14 protein-coding genes are annotated in these 16,080 nt (G+C 64.7%); 4 read left to right on the top strand and 10 right to left on the bottom strand.

Features of this window, described 5'->3' with window-relative positions:
• Positions 1 to 148: 148 nt before the first annotated feature.
• The 4 genes from MFF62_RS30560 to MFF62_RS30575 all read right to left on the bottom strand — a co-directional run bounded on the left by MFF62_RS30560 (position 149) and on the right by MFF62_RS30575 (position 4,216).
• On the bottom strand, positions 149 to 949 hold the full coding sequence (locus MFF62_RS30560) for an enoyl-CoA hydratase/isomerase family protein (protein ID WP_238267891.1): 801 nt from the start codon (positions 947 to 949) through the stop codon (positions 149 to 151).
• Entirely contained in the window at positions 946 to 2,178 is a 1,233-nt protein-coding gene (locus MFF62_RS30565; RefSeq protein WP_238267892.1) for a CaiB/BaiF CoA transferase family protein, read from the bottom strand. Before MFF62_RS30565 ends, MFF62_RS30560 begins: the two co-directional genes overlap by 4 nt.
• A gap of 49 nt (positions 2,179 to 2,227) precedes the next feature.
• The gene (locus MFF62_RS30570) at positions 2,228 to 3,214 is read right to left on the bottom strand and encodes a Bug family tripartite tricarboxylate transporter substrate binding protein (protein ID WP_238267893.1); all 987 of its coding nucleotides are present in this window, start codon (positions 3,212 to 3,214) and stop codon (positions 2,228 to 2,230) included.
• A 66-nt stretch (positions 3,215 to 3,280) separates the two neighbouring features.
• Positions 3,281 to 4,216: a LysR family transcriptional regulator gene (locus tag MFF62_RS30575; RefSeq protein ID WP_238267894.1), complete on the bottom strand. Its 936-nt coding sequence runs from the start codon at positions 4,214 to 4,216 to the stop codon at positions 3,281 to 3,283.
• A gap of 338 nt (positions 4,217 to 4,554) precedes the next feature.
• Here MFF62_RS30575 and MFF62_RS30580 point away from each other — a divergent pair, with 338 nt between their 5' ends.
• Positions 4,555 to 4,749, top strand: a complete 195-nt coding sequence (locus MFF62_RS30580) for a hypothetical protein (RefSeq protein WP_238267895.1) — start codon at positions 4,555 to 4,557, stop codon at positions 4,747 to 4,749.
• On the opposite strand, the gene MFF62_RS30585 is transcribed toward MFF62_RS30580, so the two are convergent.
• From MFF62_RS30585 to MFF62_RS30610, 6 genes are all read right to left on the bottom strand, one after another.
• Positions 4,739 to 5,617 (bottom strand): carbohydrate ABC transporter permease, encoded by an 879-nt coding sequence (locus MFF62_RS30585; protein ID WP_238267896.1) that lies wholly within the window; start codon positions 5,615 to 5,617, stop codon positions 4,739 to 4,741. The genes MFF62_RS30580 and MFF62_RS30585 overlap by 11 nt on opposite strands.
• The gene (locus MFF62_RS30590) at positions 5,614 to 6,513 is read right to left on the bottom strand and encodes a carbohydrate ABC transporter permease (RefSeq protein ID WP_238267908.1); all 900 of its coding nucleotides are present in this window, start codon (positions 6,511 to 6,513) and stop codon (positions 5,614 to 5,616) included. Before MFF62_RS30590 ends, MFF62_RS30585 begins: the two co-directional genes overlap by 4 nt.
• Positions 6,514 to 6,583: 70 nt before the next feature.
• Positions 6,584 to 7,906, bottom strand: coding sequence for an ABC transporter substrate-binding protein (locus MFF62_RS30595; protein ID WP_238267897.1), 1,323 nt, complete (start codon positions 7,904 to 7,906; stop codon positions 6,584 to 6,586).
• Between the two features lie 34 nt (positions 7,907 to 7,940).
• Positions 7,941 to 9,041, bottom strand: a complete 1,101-nt coding sequence (locus tag MFF62_RS30600; RefSeq protein ID WP_238267898.1) for an ABC transporter ATP-binding protein — start codon at positions 9,039 to 9,041, stop codon at positions 7,941 to 7,943.
• Positions 9,042 to 9,108: 67 nt separating this feature from the next.
• A complete protein-coding gene (locus MFF62_RS30605; protein ID WP_238267899.1) occupies positions 9,109 to 10,848 on the bottom strand; it encodes an IlvD/Edd family dehydratase in 1,740 nt (579 codons plus the stop codon).
• A gap of 283 nt (positions 10,849 to 11,131) precedes the next feature.
• The gene (locus MFF62_RS30610; protein WP_238267904.1) at positions 11,132 to 12,076 is read right to left on the bottom strand and encodes a LysR substrate-binding domain-containing protein; all 945 of its coding nucleotides are present in this window, start codon (positions 12,074 to 12,076) and stop codon (positions 11,132 to 11,134) included.
• A 118-nt stretch (positions 12,077 to 12,194) separates the two neighbouring features.
• Between MFF62_RS30610 and MFF62_RS30615 the strand changes: the two genes are divergently transcribed.
• The 3 genes from MFF62_RS30615 to MFF62_RS30625 are packed head-to-tail and all read left to right on the top strand — an operon-like array spanning position 12,195 to position 15,769.
• Entirely contained in the window at positions 12,195 to 13,184 is a 990-nt protein-coding gene (locus MFF62_RS30615) for a Bug family tripartite tricarboxylate transporter substrate binding protein (protein ID WP_238267905.1), read from the top strand.
• A gap of 31 nt (positions 13,185 to 13,215) precedes the next feature.
• Positions 13,216 to 14,298, top strand: coding sequence for an asparaginase (locus MFF62_RS30620; RefSeq protein WP_238267906.1), 1,083 nt, complete (start codon positions 13,216 to 13,218; stop codon positions 14,296 to 14,298).
• Between the two features lie 16 nt (positions 14,299 to 14,314).
• On the top strand, positions 14,315 to 15,769 hold the full coding sequence (locus MFF62_RS30625) for an N-acyl-D-amino-acid deacylase family protein (protein WP_238267907.1): 1,455 nt from the start codon (positions 14,315 to 14,317) through the stop codon (positions 15,767 to 15,769).
• Positions 15,770 to 16,080: the final 311 nt, after the last annotated feature.

The following is a 16,080-nucleotide window of genomic DNA, read 5'->3' on the forward strand; positions in this document are numbered from 1 at the left end:
CGATCAGATCTTCGGGAATGGTCGGCAGCTCACGATCGGCGGCCTGGCTCGTCTTGGTTCTACGTGGCATGACATGCTCCTTGGCGACATGTTATGCCCTAAACACAAAATTTCTGACGGGCCCCTGAAGCAAGACCGGCAGAGACAGTTACTCTCCCCGCCAAACCGGCGACCGTTTCTCCACGAACGCCGTCACCCCCTCCCGGAAATCCTCACTCCCATAACACCGCTTCACCAGATCATCGGTATCAGCCACCGCCTCCACCGTCTGACGTCGCAGCGCTTCCTTGACCACCTGCTGCGTCACCGGCGCCAGCTTGCCCAACCGCTCACACAGCGCGGCCAGTTCCGCGTCGATGCTGTCAGCCGGGTGAACCGCCTCCAGGAAACCACATCCCAGCGCCGCATCTGCGTCCAGGATCTGCGCCAGCAGCAGCATGCGCCGCACCGGCTGTAGCCCCCAGGCCGCGCGCAGCTTGGCCAGGTTCAGCGCCGACAGCGTATTGCCCAGCGTGCGTGCGATCGGTACGCCGAAGCGCGCCGCGGGTGTGGCCAGCCGGAAATCGCATGCAGTGGCGATGGCCAGGCCGCCGCCCACGCACCAGCCGTCGACCACGGCCACCGTGGGCATGGGCAGCTTTTCCACCAGCCCGATACCCGCGTCGATCTGTACCTCGTAGTCGATGCCGTCGTTGCCGCTCTGGAAGGCGCGGAACTGGGCGATGTCGGTGCCGGCGACAAACGCCTCGCCGCCGGCGCCGCGCATCACCACCACGCGGATACCGGCGCCGCCCGCGCCCGCCAGGTCGCGGCAATGCTTGCCGAGCTGTTCGTACATGGCCCACGTCATCGCGTTGCGCGCGGCGGGGCGGTCGAAGGTCAGCGTGGCGACCTGACCCTCGATCGACAGGCTGACTTGTCCGGCGTCTGCCGGCAGCGGCGCGGTCATGCGCCGAACGCGCCGCCAGCGGCCAGCGCCTCTTTCTCTTCCTCGCGGATGCCGAGCTCGGCCAGCACTTCGTCGGTGTGCTGCCCCAGCAGCGGCGGATGGCGCCGCACCTGTTGCGGCGTGCCGCCCATCTTGACCGCGAAGCCGATGTTCGGGACCTTGCCTTCGATCGGGTGGTCGATCTCGATCCGCATCTGGCGGTGCTTGCCGTGATCGCTGTCGAACGCCTGCGGATAGGTCAGGATCGGGCCGGCCGGGATACCCACTTCGAGCAGGGTCTCGATCCAGTAGTCACTGGTCTTCTGCGCGAACGTGCGCTCCAGTTCGGCAATCAGTTCATGTCGGTTGGCCAGCCGCAGGGCCACCGTGGTAAAGCGGTCGTCGGCCAGCAGGTCCTGCCGCTCCAGCGTCTGGCACAGCAACTGCCACAGCTTCTGGTTGGTAGCGCCCATCACGAAATGGCCGTCGGACGACTTCATGGCCTGGTAAGGCGCGCTCATGCGGTTGGCCGTGCCCAGCGGCTCGGGCTCGCGGCCCGTGCCCCAGTATTCGGAGCTGTCCCACACCGAGAACGCCAGCGCCGAATCGAACAGCGACGCGTCGACATACTGGCCCTTGCCGGTTTCCTTGGCGCCGATATAGGCGGCCAGCATGCCGTACGTGGCAAACAGCGCGCAGCCGATGTCAGCCACGGGCACGCCGCATTTGACCGGGGCATCGCCGGGATAGCCGGTCACGCTCATCACGCCGGACATGGCCTGCGCCATCAGGTCGAAGCCGGGCCGCTTGGCCCACGGCCCGGACTGGCCAAAGCCAGAAATGCTCACGTACACCAGCTTCGGATTGATCTTGGCCAGCGTGTCGTAGTCGATGCCGAGCCGCTTCATCACGCCCGGACGATAGTTTTCCACCAGGATGTCCGCCGATTCGGCCAGGCGATAGAGCACCTGGCGGCCGGCCTCGGTCTTGAGGTCCAGCGTCACGCTGCGCTTGTTGCGGTTCATGTTCAGGAACCCCATGCTGTCGGGGCCCTTCATCTTGAAGCCCATCGCGCCGCGCGTCTGGTCGCCGCCGTCGGGCGGTTCCACCTTGATCACGTCGGCGCCCAGGTCGGCCAGCAGCATGCAGGCGTACGGGCCGGCCATCACCTGGCAGACATCGAGCACGCGCACGCCGGCCAGCGGCAGGGGACGGGTGCCGTCATTGGCAGTGGTGTTCTGAGTGGTCATCGATAACTTCCTGGAGAATTCTTTGTGGAATGCGCGTTGTGGAATGCGCTCAGACCTCGGCCTTGACGCCGGCCTGCTTCACGACCTTGCCCCACTTGCTGGCTTCGGACGCGATGAACGCGCCGAACTGCTGGCTCGTGCCGCCCGAATCCTCGGCGCCAAAGCTCTTGAGCTTCTCGGCAACGTCGGGCATGGCCAGCGCCTTGTTGACGTCCTGGTTCATGCGCTGCACCAGCGCGGGCGACATGCCCTTGGGGCCCACCAGCCCGTACCACGACGCGGCGTCCAGGCCCGGAAAGCCCGATTCGGCCAGCGTGGGCACGTTCGGATGGCTGGCCGCACGCTTCAGGCGCGTCTGGGCGATGGCGATCACCTTGCCCTGGGCAATGAACGGCGTGGCGGCCGTCATGGTGTCGAACGCATAGTCGATCTGGCCGCCCAGCAGGTCGGCGATCAGCGGGCCCGAGCCCTTGTACGGCACGTGCACCACATCGAGCTTGGCCTGCAGGCGGAACAGTTCCAGCGCCAGGTGCTGCGCGGAGCCGATGCCCGACGACCCGAACGACACCTGGCCGGGCTTCTTGCGGCACAGCTCGACGATCTCGGCCACCGTGCGCACCTTCTGCTCGGGCCGGCAGGTCAGCATGTTGGGGGTCACGCCGACCATCGAGATCGGGGTGAAGTCAGTGGTGGGGTCGTACTTGACGTCGAGCAGCGCCGGGGCGATGGCGTGGCTGTTGACGTGGGCCATCAGCAGCGTGGTGCCGTCGGCCGGCTGCTTGGCCACGAAGGCGGCGGCGATGGCGCCAGTAGCGCCGGGCTTGTTCTCGACGACGACGCTGGTGTTCCACATCATGCCGAGCTTCTGGCCGATGACGCGCGCCAGCACATCGGTGCCGCCGCCCGGGGCAAAGCCCACCACGATGCGGACCGGGCCGGAAATTTCACTGCCGGCGGCGCGGACCAGGCTGGATGCGGCCAGGCTGGGGATGGCCAGGCCGGCTGCGGCCCCAAGGATGAACTGTCTGCGCTGCATGGGCTGTCTCCGTTATGGAATCGTTATGCGTCCCATGATGCGGAAAGCGGGCAGGGCGGGCTATCGCTATTTGGGGGATTCAGGTTTCGCGTTTTGCGCAAGCACCGCCAGCACGCTCATGGCGGCCGACGACAGCACATCGGCGGGGCGATGGCACAACACGAACTGGCGCTCGGCCCAGGGTCCGGCAATCGGCACGCGCACATAGCGGCTGCCGCTGGCGATGTCGGCGGCAATTGCCTCGGGCATCACGCCCACGCCCAGGCTCTGCGCCACGAGCGCCGCGATGCTGTCGAAGCCGCCCACGCGCATGCGCATGCGCGGCACGCGCCCGGCTTCCTCGGCCAGGCGGTCGAGCATGATCGAGATGGCCGAGCTTTCGCCCAGCGTGATCAGGTCGCAGTCGAGGATGTCGTCCAGCGTGACCTTGCGGCGCCGCGCCAGCGGGTGGCCCTTGGCTACCACCAGTTCGAGCCGGTCGGTACGGTATGGCGCGATGGGCAGGTCCACCATGCCCAGGCTGCCTTCATAGATGCCGATATCCACGGTGCCGCGCCGCAGGGCCTGCTGCACTTCCTGGCTGTTCATCTCCTGCAGGTCCACGCGCACGCCCGGGCAGACCGCGGCGCAGCGCTGGATGTCGAAGGGCATGAACTGGATCACGGCGGACTTGGGCGCTGCCACGCGCACCACGCCCAGGTCGCCGCCCACGAACGACGCGGCGTCGTCCTGCATGCGCTGGACCGTATGCGTGATGCCCCGCGCGTGCGCCAGCAGCGCGCGGCCGGCCTCGGTCAGGGCCATGCCGTGGGGCAGGCGCTCGAACAGCGCCACGCCAAGCTGCGCCTCCAGTTCCAGCACACGGCGCGACGCGGCGGCGGCGGCCAGGTGCAGCCGCTCGGCACCGCGCGTGATGCTGCCCAGTTCGGCAACCGCGATGAAAAGCTGCACCGTGGTCAGGTCGAAGTGCAGACGGGCAGGGCGCAGCGAGGCAGTGGTCACGGTAATTGGCAAGTGAAAAAACGGGCTTGCCGATTGTCCGCCGAGGCGCAGCGAGTGTCCAGAACGCTACATCCAGGCGGTAAAAAATACATTATGTACATTTAACTGGATTGTTGATTCATCAATATTTGAAAACTAGCCGATAGTAGGGCATCGCTGGGCAACCTGGCGCCAGCGACTTACCTGTGCGAGCCACGGCTCCCCGCCTGTGGCTCGCTTTTTTTCCAGGATTTGGTAGTAAATCAGTGTCGTTGTCGAATCATCAAAGGCGCCTGCTGGGGCTTCTCCAGAAAGGACACCAGCTCCGCATCGTTCGGTCGTTGATTGACCGGGCGCCCGTGTATGCCGAGTTGCTGTGCCCGGCGGCGCAGCATGTGGAAATCATCCAGTGGTGGCGCGTGACGCGCTTGCTGAAAACGCGGCTGTTCAGGCTGGACACCGGCGACGTCGGCACGGCCACGAGCGTCCTGCCGGTGAGTTGTCCGCTGCAGGACGGCTACGTGCAGGCCGTGGAAGACGCGCTTACTCCTTGACCGCGCCGGTCATGCCGGACACGTAGTACTCCACGAAGAACGAATAGACCACCGCCACGGGCAGCGACCCCAGCAGGGCGCCGGCCATCAGGGCGCCCCAGTGGTAGACGTCGCCTTCCACCAGTTCGGTGACGATACCCACCGGCACCGTTTTCACCTCGGACGACGAGATGAAGGTGAGGGCGTAGATGAACTCGTTCCACGACAGCGTGAACGCGAAGATGCCCGCCGAGATCAGCCCTGGCACGGCCAGCGGCAGGATGATCTTGATCAGGATTTCCCAGCGCGTGGCGCCATCGATCAGCGCGCATTCCTCCAGTTCGTACGGGATCGACCGGAAATACCCCATCAGCAGCCATGTGCAGAACGGGATCAGGAACGTGGGATAGGTCAGGATCAGCGCCCAGCGTGTGTCGAACAGGCCAAGCTGGAACACGATCGACGCCAGCGGGATGAACAGGATCGACGGCGGGATCAGGTAGGCCAGGAAAATGGCCAGCCCCACCTGCTTGGCCCCCTGGAAGCGCAGCCGTTCGATGGCATACGCCGCCAGCACGCTGGCCGCCAGCGAGGCGAACGTCGACACCGTCGAGACGATCACGGTGTTGAGCAGCCATGACGGGTAGGGCGTGTTGAACAGCAGCTTCTTGAAGTGGGCCAGCGTCGGCGCTATCACGAAGAACGGGTTGGCGCTCTGCATCAGCAGTTCGCCATCGGGCTTGAACGCCGTGATGCCCATCCAGTAGAACGGAAACAGCAGCACGAACAGGAAGACTCCCATCGGGATATAGAGCGTGACCCAACGGCGCGGCACCGACTGCAGGTACTCCATGCCTTGCGATTCGTTCTCGGTCGCCTTGGCCTTCATTTGTCGCCCCCTTGTTGCCACGCGCGCCGCTGCAACCCGAAATATGAGAACAGGATGGCTGCCAGCAGGAACGGCACCATCATCGTGGCCAGCGCCGCGCCTTCGCCCAGCGACCCGCCCGGAATGGCGCGCTGGAACGACAGCGTGGCCATCAGGTGCGTGGCATTGAGCGGACCGCCGCGCGTGAGCACGTAGATCAGCTGGAAATCGGTGAACGTGAACAGCACAGAGAACGTCATCACCACGGCGATGATCGGCGTCAGCAGCGGCAGCGTGACGTAGCGGAACTGCTGCCATGGCGTGACGCCGTCGATGGACGCCGCCTCGTACAACGTGGGCGAGATCGTCTGCAGGCCGGCCAGCAGCGAGATCGCCACGAACGGGATACCGCGCCAGACATTGGCCGCGATAGTGGAAAACCGCGCCAGCCACGGGTCGCCCAGGAAGTCGATGTAGGTGTCGATCACCCCCAGCTTGACCAGCGTCCAGCTGATGACCGAGAACTGCGCGTCGTAGATCCACCAGAACGCCAGCGCCGACAGCGCCGTGGGCACGATCCACGGCAGCAGCACCACGGCGCGGAAGAACGACTTGAACGGCAGGTTGCGGTTCAGCAGCAGGGCCAGCCACAGCCCCAGCGCAAACTTCAGCACGCTGGCGATCAGCGTGTAGAAGATGGTATTGAACAGCGCGAGCTGGGTGACCGAGTCACCCGCCAGGTAGGTGAAGTTGTCCAGCCCGATCCATGCGCCCGGCCGTCCGATCTTGGTATCGGTAAAGCCCAGCCACACGCCCAATCCGAGCGGATAGGTCAGGAATACCAGCAGCAGCACGGCCGTGGGCAGCATGAACAGCAGCCCCAGCGCGTGCCGGTTGTCGGACAGGCGGGACAGCATGGATCGTTTTGCCGGCTGGGCAGGCTGCCGCTGCGAGGCAGGCGGCGTCGCAGCGGTTTTCTGCATGGCGTCAGGCCTTGTAGTAGCGCTCGGCGCGCTGGGCGGCACGGGCCGCGGCTTCCTTCGGCGTCTTCGACCCGCTGGCCGCCTCGGCCACCATGTCGAGCACGATGTAGTCCGCCATCGACGCCGCCGATGCCGTGCCCAGCGGACCCGCATGGCCGTTGTCGAGCATCAGCGACGCCGCATCGCGGTACACCGTGTGCTTGGGATCGGCCGTCCAGATCGGGTTCGACTCGTACGCCTTGAGCGGCTGGCTCACGTAGCCGATGGCTGCCTCCATCCACGGGTTGTACTGCTCGGGCTCCATCATGAACTGCAGGAACGCCTTGGCCGCGTTCGGATACTTGCAGTACTTGAAGATCATCATCTGCGTGATCTGCATGAGCTCCGTCGGCTTGCCGCTCTTGCCAATCGGAAAATGCGCGTGCTGGATGTCCTTGGCCATCTCCTGCAGCTTGGGCTCCTTCGAGTTCTTGGCTGCGTAGTAGACCGAGATGCCGTTGGCGGTCAGGCTGACCTGTCCGTCCAGGAACGCCTTGTTGTTGGACGGGTCCTGCCACGACAGCGTGCCCGGCACGAACGTCGGGTAGAGCTGCTTGGCGTATTCGAGCGCCGCCCAGGTTTCAGGCGAATTGACCACGACCTTGCCCTTGGCGTCCACCAGCATGCCGCCATGCGACCACAGCAGCCAGTGCGCCCAGTTGTTGCCGTCGCCCACGGCCTTGCCCAGCGCGAAGCCGGCCGGCGTGCCCTTGGCCTTGAGCGCCTGGCACAGCTTCAGGAAGCCGGCCGTGTCCTTCGGGATCGCGTCGAAGCCGGCGGCCTTGACGTGGCTTTCGCGATAGACCAGCGCATTGCCCACCACGCCCAGCGGCAGCGCGATCCACTTGCCGCTGTGCATGCCGTACTTCTTGCAGACGTCGTACCAGCCGCCGTGCTTGTTGCCCAGGTAGGTGGCCACGTCCGAGACGTCGACCAGCTTGTCGGGGTATTGCTGCGGGTCGTCGAACCAGCCCAGCACGATGTCCGGCCCGGTCCCCACGCTGGCCGCCACGGCCGCCTTGGGCCGCACGTCTTCCCAGCCTTCGTTGTCGACGCGCACCTCGACGCCGGTCAACTCGCTGAATTTCTTCGCATTGGCGTTCCACAGGTCTTCGTCACCCTGGACGAAGCGCTTCCAGCGCAGTACGCGCAGCTTGGCGCCAGCCTCGGGCTTGTACTGCAGCTCCGTGGCGGCGTGGGCATTGGTGGTGCCCAGCGCGCTGGTGGCCGCCACGGCGGCCGTCGATACCAGGAAATCGCGTCTCGTGAAGTTTCCGGAATGGCTCATCGCTGTGTCTCCTCCATGGTCATGCCAAGGGTTGTTATTGCCGCGCGGCGTGGCGGGGCAGGGCCTGTCCCGATTCGGCGTCGAACAGGTGGGTATGGTGATGGTCCGGCACCAGATGCAGCGCCTGGCCAGCAGCAAAGTCATGGCGTTCGCGGAACACCGTGATGAAATCGGACTCGCCAAAGCGCGAATACACCTCGGTATTGGCGCCCGTGGGCTCCACCACCGTGACGCTCGTCGGAAAACCCTGGCCGGCCGCGCCATACGCCAGGTGTTCGGGCCGCACGCCATAGATCACGCGCTGGCCATCCGTGCCGGCGCCGTCCTGCAGGCGGTCGGGCGCGGGCAGGAGCGTGCCGTCGGCAAACTCCACGCGCGCCGCACCGTTCTGGCGGCGCAGCACGCCGGGCACGAAGTTCATCGCCGGAGAGCCGATAAAGCCGGCCACGAACAGGTTGTCGGGGTGGTCATAGAGATCGAGCGGACGGCCGCGCTGTTCCACAAGGCCGTCGCGCATCACCACGATCTGGTCGGCCATCGTCATCGCCTCGATCTGGTCGTGCGTGACGTAGACCGACGTGGTGCGCAGCCGCTGGTGCAGTTCCTTGATCTCGGCGCGCATCTGCACGCGCAGCTTGGCATCGAGGTTGGACAGCGGTTCGTCGAACAGGAACACCTGCGGATCGCGCACGATGGCGCGCCCCATGGCGACGCGCTGCCGCTGGCCGCCGGATAGCTGGCGCGGATAGCGGTCCAGCAACTGGCCCAGGCCCAGGATGCCCGACGCCTTGTCCACCTTTTCCTTGATGGTCTCTTTGGCAACGCCCGCCAGCTTCAGCGAGAACGCCATGTTGTCGTAGACCGACATGTGAGGGTAGAGCGCGTAATTCTGGAACACCATCGCGATGTCTCGCTCCTTGGGCGGCAGGCGATTCACCACGCGGTCGCCGATGGAGATCTCCCCATCGCTGATTTCCTCCAGCCCGGCCAGCATGCGCAGCAGCGTGGACTTGCCGCAGCCGGACGGGCCCACCAGCACCGTGAACTCGCCATCGGGAATGTCGATGCTGACGCCCCGTATGACCTGCGTCCCGCCAAAGGACTTCTGCACATCGCGGATCTCTACCGATGCCATGCGTTGCGTCTCCTTGTCTCGGCCGTACCGCCCTTGGATGGCGGTGGGGTGGCCGGGGTGCTGCCGTTCAGTGGTTGTCCTTCGGCACGCCGGCGCCGCTTTTCCCCACCAGGAAGTCGAGGTCCGCGCCGCGGTTGGCCTGCTGGACGTGATCGAAATAGAGCCGCGTCCAGCCGCGTTCCATCGGCGGCTCGGGCGGTTGCCACGCCGCGCGGCGGCGCGCGAGTTCCTCGTCGCTGACTTGCAGATGCAGCCGGCGCGCTTCCACGTCGAGTTCGACCATGTCGCCGTCCTGCACCAGTGCCAGCGGGCCGCCGGCGGCGGCTTCGGGCGTGACGTGCAGCACCACCGTGCCGTAGGCCGTGCCGCTCATGCGCGCATCGGAGATCCGCACCATGTCGGTAATGCCCTTGCGCAAGACCTTGGGCGGCAGCGGCATGTTGCCGGCTTCGGCCATGCCCGGATACCCGCGCGGGCCGCAGTTCTTCAGCACCAGCACGCAGTTTTCGTCAACGTCGAGCGATTCGTCGTCGAGCCGTTCATGCATGTGCTCGCTGTTCTCGAACACCACGGCGCGGCCGGTGTGCTTGAGCAGGGCGGGCGTGGCCGCCGACGGCTTGATGACCGCGCCATCGGGGCTCAGGTTGCCGCGCAGCACTGCAATACCGGCGTGCGGCTTGAACGGGGCGTCGAACGCATGGATGATCTCGCGGTTCCAGTTCGGCGCCTCCTTGCAGTTGTCCCACAGCGTCTTGCCATTGACGGTCAGTGCATCGCGATGGAGCTGCGATTCAAGCTCGCGGATCACGGCCGGCAAGCCGCCTGCGTAATAGAAATCCTCCATCAGGTGGCGCCCCGATGGCTGCAGATCGACCAGACAGGGTAGGGCATGGCCCAGCGCGTCCCAGTCGTCGAGGTTCAGTTCCACGCCAATACGCCCGGCGATGGCCAGCAGGTGGATCACCGCATTGGTGGATCCGCCAATCGCCGCATTGACCTTGATCGCGTTCTCGAAGGCCTGGCGTGTAAGGATCTTCGACATCACCAGGTTGTCCTTGACCATCTGCACGATGCGACGGCCCGACGCGCGCGCCAGGATGTTGCGCCGCCCGTCCACCGCCGGAATGGCGGCGTTGCCGGGCAGGGACATGCCCAGCGATTCGACCATGCATGCCATGGTCGACGCGGTGCCCATCGTCATGCAGCTACCGTGCGACCGGTGCATGCAGCTTTCGGCCTCGAAGAAGTCTTCCTGCGACATATGGCCGGCGCGGACTTCCTCGGACATCTTCCAGACGTCCGTGCCAGAGCCCAGGTCCTGCCCACGGAACTTGCCGCTCAGCATGGGGCCGCCCGACACGCCGATGGTCGGCAGATCGCACGAGGACGCGCCCATCATCAGCGCCGGGGTGGTCTTGTCGCAGCCCATCAGCAGCACCACGCCGTCGATGGGGTTGCCGCGAATCGATTCCTCTACGTCCATGCTGGCCAGGTTGCGGAACAGCATGGCCGTAGGCCGCAGCATGGTCTCGCCCAGCGACATCACGGGAAATTCGAGCGGAAACCCGCCGGCTTCCCACACGCCGGTCTTGACTTGGTCAGCCAGCGTACGGAAATGCGAATTGCAAGGGGTGAGTTCGGAAAAGGTGTTGCAGATGCCGATGACCGGACGGCCATCGAACTGGTCATGCGGAATGCCACGGTTCTTCAGCCACGAACGATAGATGAAGCCATCGCGATCGAGGCGCCCAAACCATGCCTGGCTACGCCTTTTGGGCGCGCCGGTCTGATCGTCGTCGTCCTTCACTCGGGTCTCCTGCGTTCTGCTTCTTGTAGGGGGTGCAGATCCGGATGCCCGCGACCACACTGCCGCGCCGCACGCATGCCGAGTTCAACGGAGTCTAGGTCAGGGTATCGGACAGGTAAAGTGGTATTACCAATATGCAGTGTGGGACTTACCCGTAGGTGGAAGTCTGGAGGACGGCGCGGCTCGTGCAGGTACGGATCAAATGAAAAAGGGCGCCGAAGCGCCCTTTGGGTCAATAGTGCTGACGACACTTCATGTTCGATCGGCACTGAGTCCTCAGCGCCTACTGCGTCTCATTCGCCTGGTTCTTGAGCCACAGTCGAAAGACCTGCAGAGATGGTAATCGCGCGGACTCTTCCGGGTACACCAGGTAGTAGCCTTTCGGGTAACGCCACGTACGTCGCGACAGGCGTTTCAACCGTCCGAGTGCGACCATGTCCTCGGTCATGTACGGGGGGAGTAGCGCTATACCCATGCCGGCAACGGACGCATTCAACGCCATCGACATGATCTCGTAGCGAGGACCTTCGCGCGTAGCTTCACCCTCGATACCTTCGAGCCTGAACCATTCTTCCCATGCGTCGGGCAATGTCTGATGGTGAATCATCGCCGAGCGCGGCGTTTCCGAGGTGATCGCCTTGCCATGCCTGCGGATCCATTCCGGTGCGGCGTAGGGCGACAGCATCAACGGCAGCACGAACTCATTGTGGAGTCCTTCGCGCTTGCCGTCTCCAAACTCCAGCGATGCGTCTACGGCCGTGGTGTGGAAGTCCACTGGCCCGACGCGCGTGCCGAGATTCAGCGTGATCTCACCGTGGTCTCTCGTGAAGCCGGGCAGGCGCGGAATCAGCCAATAGGTGCCGACCGATGCGCCGGCCGATAGCGAAAGGGTTCCGCCTCGGCCCTTCAGGGCCATCACGTTGGCCGTCGCACGTTCCAGCCGTTGCAGCAGCGGCGCGATCTCGTTCAGGTAGTAGCGGCCGGCGTCGGTCAACACCAGCGCGTCACGCCGGCGCGTGAACAGCCTGACGCCGAGCCTGTCTTCCAGCGTCTGGATCTGCCGGCTGACCGCCCCCTGCGTGAGCCGCAGCTCCCTGGCTGCCGCTGTGAACGAATGCAGCCGGGCGCTGGCTTCCAGGCACAGCAGAGACATCGTGGAGGGGGCGCGTACGTGAAAGTTCATGGGGCAAGGGGCGCTGGTCAGCTCGATTTTGGGGCGAGCATCCATGAGGAAATCTCATGCTAGCCTCAGGAAACATGGTTTGTCCAACGGCCGTTGCCAATCTACGATCTTTCGGACACACGGGGGTGTTTCCCACGACAAAAGAGAGGCAGGAGAAAGGCCAATGACCATGAGACGCATCACACGGCGCGAGATGATGAAGCTGGGGCTCGCCGCCGCATCACTGGGCCTGCCGGGCCTGTCGCGGGCCGCCGCCTGGCCCGCCCGGCCGGTCCGGCTCGTCGTGCCGTCCGCCGCCGGCGGCTCGCCGGACGCTGTATGCCGAATTCTGGCCGAAGAGCTTGCGGTGTCCCTGGGGCAGTCGTTCATCGTCGACAACAAGCCGGGCGGGGCTGGCAACGTCGGCATGGTGGATCTGGTCAACGCCGCCGCGGATGGCTACACGATCGGTTACGGCAACGTCGGCACGCTTGCCATCAACAAGTCGCTGTTCCGGAAGCTGCCCTACGATCCGGACAAGCAGCTCGTTCCGGTGGGCTTGCTTGGCTATGTCCAAAACGCATTGGTGGTGCGCAAGGACCTGGGCGTGAACAGTGTCCAGGCGCTTATCGCCCTGGCCAAGGCCAAGCCCGGCACGCTGACGATGGGGTCGGCCGGCAATGGCACGACCGGGCATCTGAGCGGGGAATTGTTCAAGAGCATGACCGGTACATCGATGACCCACGTGCCCTATCGCGGCAGTCCGCAAGCGATTCAGGACCTGATGGGTGGACAGGTCGACCTGATGTTCGACAACCTCTCCTCGATTTCACCGCACATCAAGGCGGGCCGGCTCAAGGCGCTGGCGGTGACCGGTGCGCAGCGCAGCGGCTTGTTCCCCGACATTCCGACGCTGGCCGAATCGGGCGTGCCCGGTTACGACATCGTGGCCTGGGGCGGCATCGTGGCACCCGCCAAAACGCCGCCCGACATCGTTGCCCGGCTGAACAGCGCCATCAATGCCAGTCTGGCCAAGGCGACGGTGCGCGACCGCTATGCCGCCATCGGCTTCGAGACGCTGACCGGCCCGCCCGCACGGCTGACCGAGCGCGTGGCGCGTGAAACTCCGCTTTGGGCTGGCGTCATCAAGCGCTCAGGCGCGCAAGTGGACTGACCTTTCAATCCTTCCCCCTCAGAAACGCATCATGAAGACTTCCATTCGCGCATGCCTGGTGTGGCTCGCACTGGTGCCGCTGTTCGCATTGCCCGCATCCGCCCAACAGGCCAAAGGCCAGCCTGATCCGTCCGGCAATGCCCGCAAATCTGGCGTTGTCATCCTCGCCACTGGTGGCACGATCGTCAGCGCCACGCGCTCGCCTACGGACATGGCCAACTACAGTGGCGCGCTGGCCGGTGTCGATTCGCTCCTGAAGGCAGTGCCGCAGATTCATGACTACGCCAACGTGCGGGCCGAGCAGATCGTCAACGTCGGCAGCAATGTCATTACCAGCGAAAACATTCTCAACCTTGCCAAACGGGTGAGCGCCGTGCTGGCGGAACCCGATGTGGCGGGCGTCGTCGTCACGCATGGCACGGACACGATGGAGGAAACGGCCTATTTCCTGAGCCTCGCCACGCGGTCGAGCAAGCCGATTGTCATTACCGGGTCGATGCGGCCTGCCACTTCGCTTAGCGCGGATGGCCCGGTCAACCTGCTCGATGCCGTCATGGTGGCGGCCGATCCAGGCTCGCGCGACCGTGGCGTGATGGTCGTGATGAACGACCGCATCAGTGCGGCACGGTACGTGACCAAGATGAACACGCTGAACGTCGACACGATGGGCGCGCTGGAGCAAGGCTACCTTGGCGTCATTGCCGGCGAGCGCGTGCTCTATTACTTCGAGCCGGCACGCGCCAAGGGCGAGTTGTACTTCGACGTGTCATCGGTCACCAGGCTGCCACAGGTGGAACTGGTCTATCGCTACCAGGTCCAGGAAATGCAGCTCGTGCGCGATGCGGTGAAGGAGGGCGCGCAGGGTGTGGTCATCGGGTTCACCGGCAATGGCAACGCCAGTCCCGATCATGAGGCGCTGATACGGGAGTTCGGCAGCAAGGGGATTCCCGTCGTCCGAAGCTCCCGCGCGGTGAGTGGCATCGTGACACCCAAGGTATCGGGCAGCATGGCCACCGGCAGCCTGTCGGCGCAAAAGGCACGCATCCTGTTGATGCTGGCGCTGACCCGGACCAAAGACCTGGGGCAGATATCCGAGTTCTTCGCACAACAATGATCGCCGGAGCAAACGCATGGCAACGACTACGACGCTGGATCTGATTATCGAGGGCGGCACCGTCATCGACGGCACTGGCGCGCCCCGTCGCCGCCTGGATGTGGGTGTCGCCGGGAACCGCATCGTTTGCCTTGGGGACCTCTCGGATGTCTCGGCAACGACACGCTTCGACGCGTCCGGGCGCATTGTTGCCCCTGGCTTTATCGATGTGCATACGCATGATGACCGGCTCCTCCTTGAGGCGCCCGATGGGCCGCATCCAAAACTGTCGCAGGGCGTGACAACGGTCATCACCGGCAATTGCGGGATCAGCCTGGCACCGCTGCAATCGACAGGAACGCCACCCGCGCCGCTCGACCTGCTCGGCACAGGCGCGTGGCGATACGAGAATTTCGGCGATTATCTGGACGCCCTGGAGGCGTCCGGGCCGGCGGTCAATGCCGCCTGCCTGGTCGGGCATTCGACGCTGCGGGTAGGGCGCATGGACCGGCTCGACCGGGTCGCCACGGCAAGGGAGCAGAAGTTCATGGCGGTGGATCTCGAAGCCGCGCTTGCGGCAGGTGCCATCGGCATGTCCACCGGCCTTTACTACCCACCCGCCAGGGCAGCCACCAGCGCCGAGGTGGTCGCGGTCGGCGCGCCGCTGACCAATGCCCGGGGCATCATCACCATGCACATCCGGGATGAGGGCGACGCCATCGTCGATGCGTTGACCGAAGCGCTACAGATAGGCAATGCACTCGGCATCGAAACGGTGCTGTCGCACCACAAGCTGGTGGGGAAGGCCAATCACGGACGATCGGTGGAAACGCTAGCCATGATTGAAGCTGCCGGCAGCAGGCAGTCGGTCTGCCTGGACTGCTACCCGTACAACGCGTCGTCGACCATGCTGCTGTCGGCGCGTATCGCCCAGTCCGACGAAGTCCGTGTGACGTGGTCGAACGCCGACCCCAGCGCAGCAGGCCAGTCGCTGTTCGCTTTGGCCCGGGAGCGTGGCACATCGCCCGAGGCGCTCGCCGAGGCGCTGCAGCCGGCGGGCGCCATCTATTTCGCCATGAACGAAGACGATGTGAGCCGCATCTTGCAGTACCCGGCTACGATGGTAGGCTCCGACGGCCTGGCGCACGACGTGAGTCCGCATCCTCGACTCTGGGGAACCTTTCCCCGTGTACTGGGGCACTATGCGCGCGATCGCGGGTTGTTCTCGCTGGAAACCGCCGTTCACAAGATGACCGGGTTGAGCGCCAACCGCTTTGGCCTCGCCGGGCGGGGGATTGTCGCCGAAAAGCATTTCGCCGACCTCGTCGTGTTCGACGCACAGACGGTCAACGATTCGGCCACATTTGACCACCCAACGGCGGTTAGCACAGGTATCAAGGCGGTGTTCGTCAACGGCAAGCTTGCCTGCCAGGACGGACAATCCATGAATGTGCACGCCGGCAGCGTGCTGCGCCACCGGCGCGCGACATAGCGTGGCGCCGGTAGTCATGTCTGCTGCCGATGCCGGCTAGTTGATTGATGCGTTCAGCGTGGTGCGACGGAAGTCGTTCGAACAAGCGGATGTGGAGCGATTGTCGCGATGCATCCCATGTAAAGCCAAAGCGCTGTCGTGGGACGAATCACATTTAACATAAGATAGATTATCCATCCGATGAGTGTTGGCCGTTTTTAGTAATGTCACCTTTGCGGTGATTAGAGATGTCACCTTTGTTGTCCCGTAGGCTCCGAGATTCACCGGCCGCTACGGGAGGCAGCGATGCACGGACAGGGATTGGTGACCAT

The sequence above is a fragment of the Cupriavidus pauculus genome (assembly GCF_022179805.1).
Taxonomy (GTDB): domain Bacteria; phylum Pseudomonadota; class Gammaproteobacteria; order Burkholderiales; family Burkholderiaceae; genus Cupriavidus; species Cupriavidus pauculus_E.

Excerpts from the sequence above, each read along its gene's own strand:
- MFF62_RS30565 (WP_238267892.1), bottom strand. The coding sequence starts at position 2,178 with ATGACCACTCAGAACACCACTGCCAATGACGGCACCCGTCCCCTGCCG.
- MFF62_RS30595 (WP_238267897.1), bottom strand. The coding sequence starts at position 7,906 with ATGAGCCATTCCGGAAACTTCACGAGACGCGATTTCCTGGTATCGACG.
- MFF62_RS30615 (WP_238267905.1), top strand. The coding sequence starts at position 12,195 with ATGACCATGAGACGCATCACACGGCGCGAGATGATGAAGCTGGGGCTC.
- MFF62_RS30625 (WP_238267907.1), top strand. The coding sequence starts at position 14,315 with ATGGCAACGACTACGACGCTGGATCTGATTATCGAGGGCGGCACCGTC.
- MFF62_RS30620 (WP_238267906.1), top strand. The coding sequence starts at position 13,216 with ATGAAGACTTCCATTCGCGCATGCCTGGTGTGGCTCGCACTGGTGCCG.
- MFF62_RS30560 (WP_238267891.1), bottom strand. The coding sequence starts at position 949 with ATGACCGCGCCGCTGCCGGCAGACGCCGGACAAGTCAGCCTGTCGATC.
- MFF62_RS30610 (WP_238267904.1), bottom strand. The coding sequence starts at position 12,076 with ATGGATGCTCGCCCCAAAATCGAGCTGACCAGCGCCCCTTGCCCCATG.
- MFF62_RS30590 (WP_238267908.1), bottom strand. The coding sequence starts at position 6,513 with ATGCTGTCCCGCCTGTCCGACAACCGGCACGCGCTGGGGCTGCTGTTC.
- MFF62_RS30600 (WP_238267898.1), bottom strand. The coding sequence starts at position 9,041 with ATGGCATCGGTAGAGATCCGCGATGTGCAGAAGTCCTTTGGCGGGACG.
- MFF62_RS30585 (WP_238267896.1), bottom strand. The coding sequence starts at position 5,617 with ATGAAGGCCAAGGCGACCGAGAACGAATCGCAAGGCATGGAGTACCTG.
- MFF62_RS30570 (WP_238267893.1), bottom strand. The coding sequence starts at position 3,214 with ATGCAGCGCAGACAGTTCATCCTTGGGGCCGCAGCCGGCCTGGCCATC.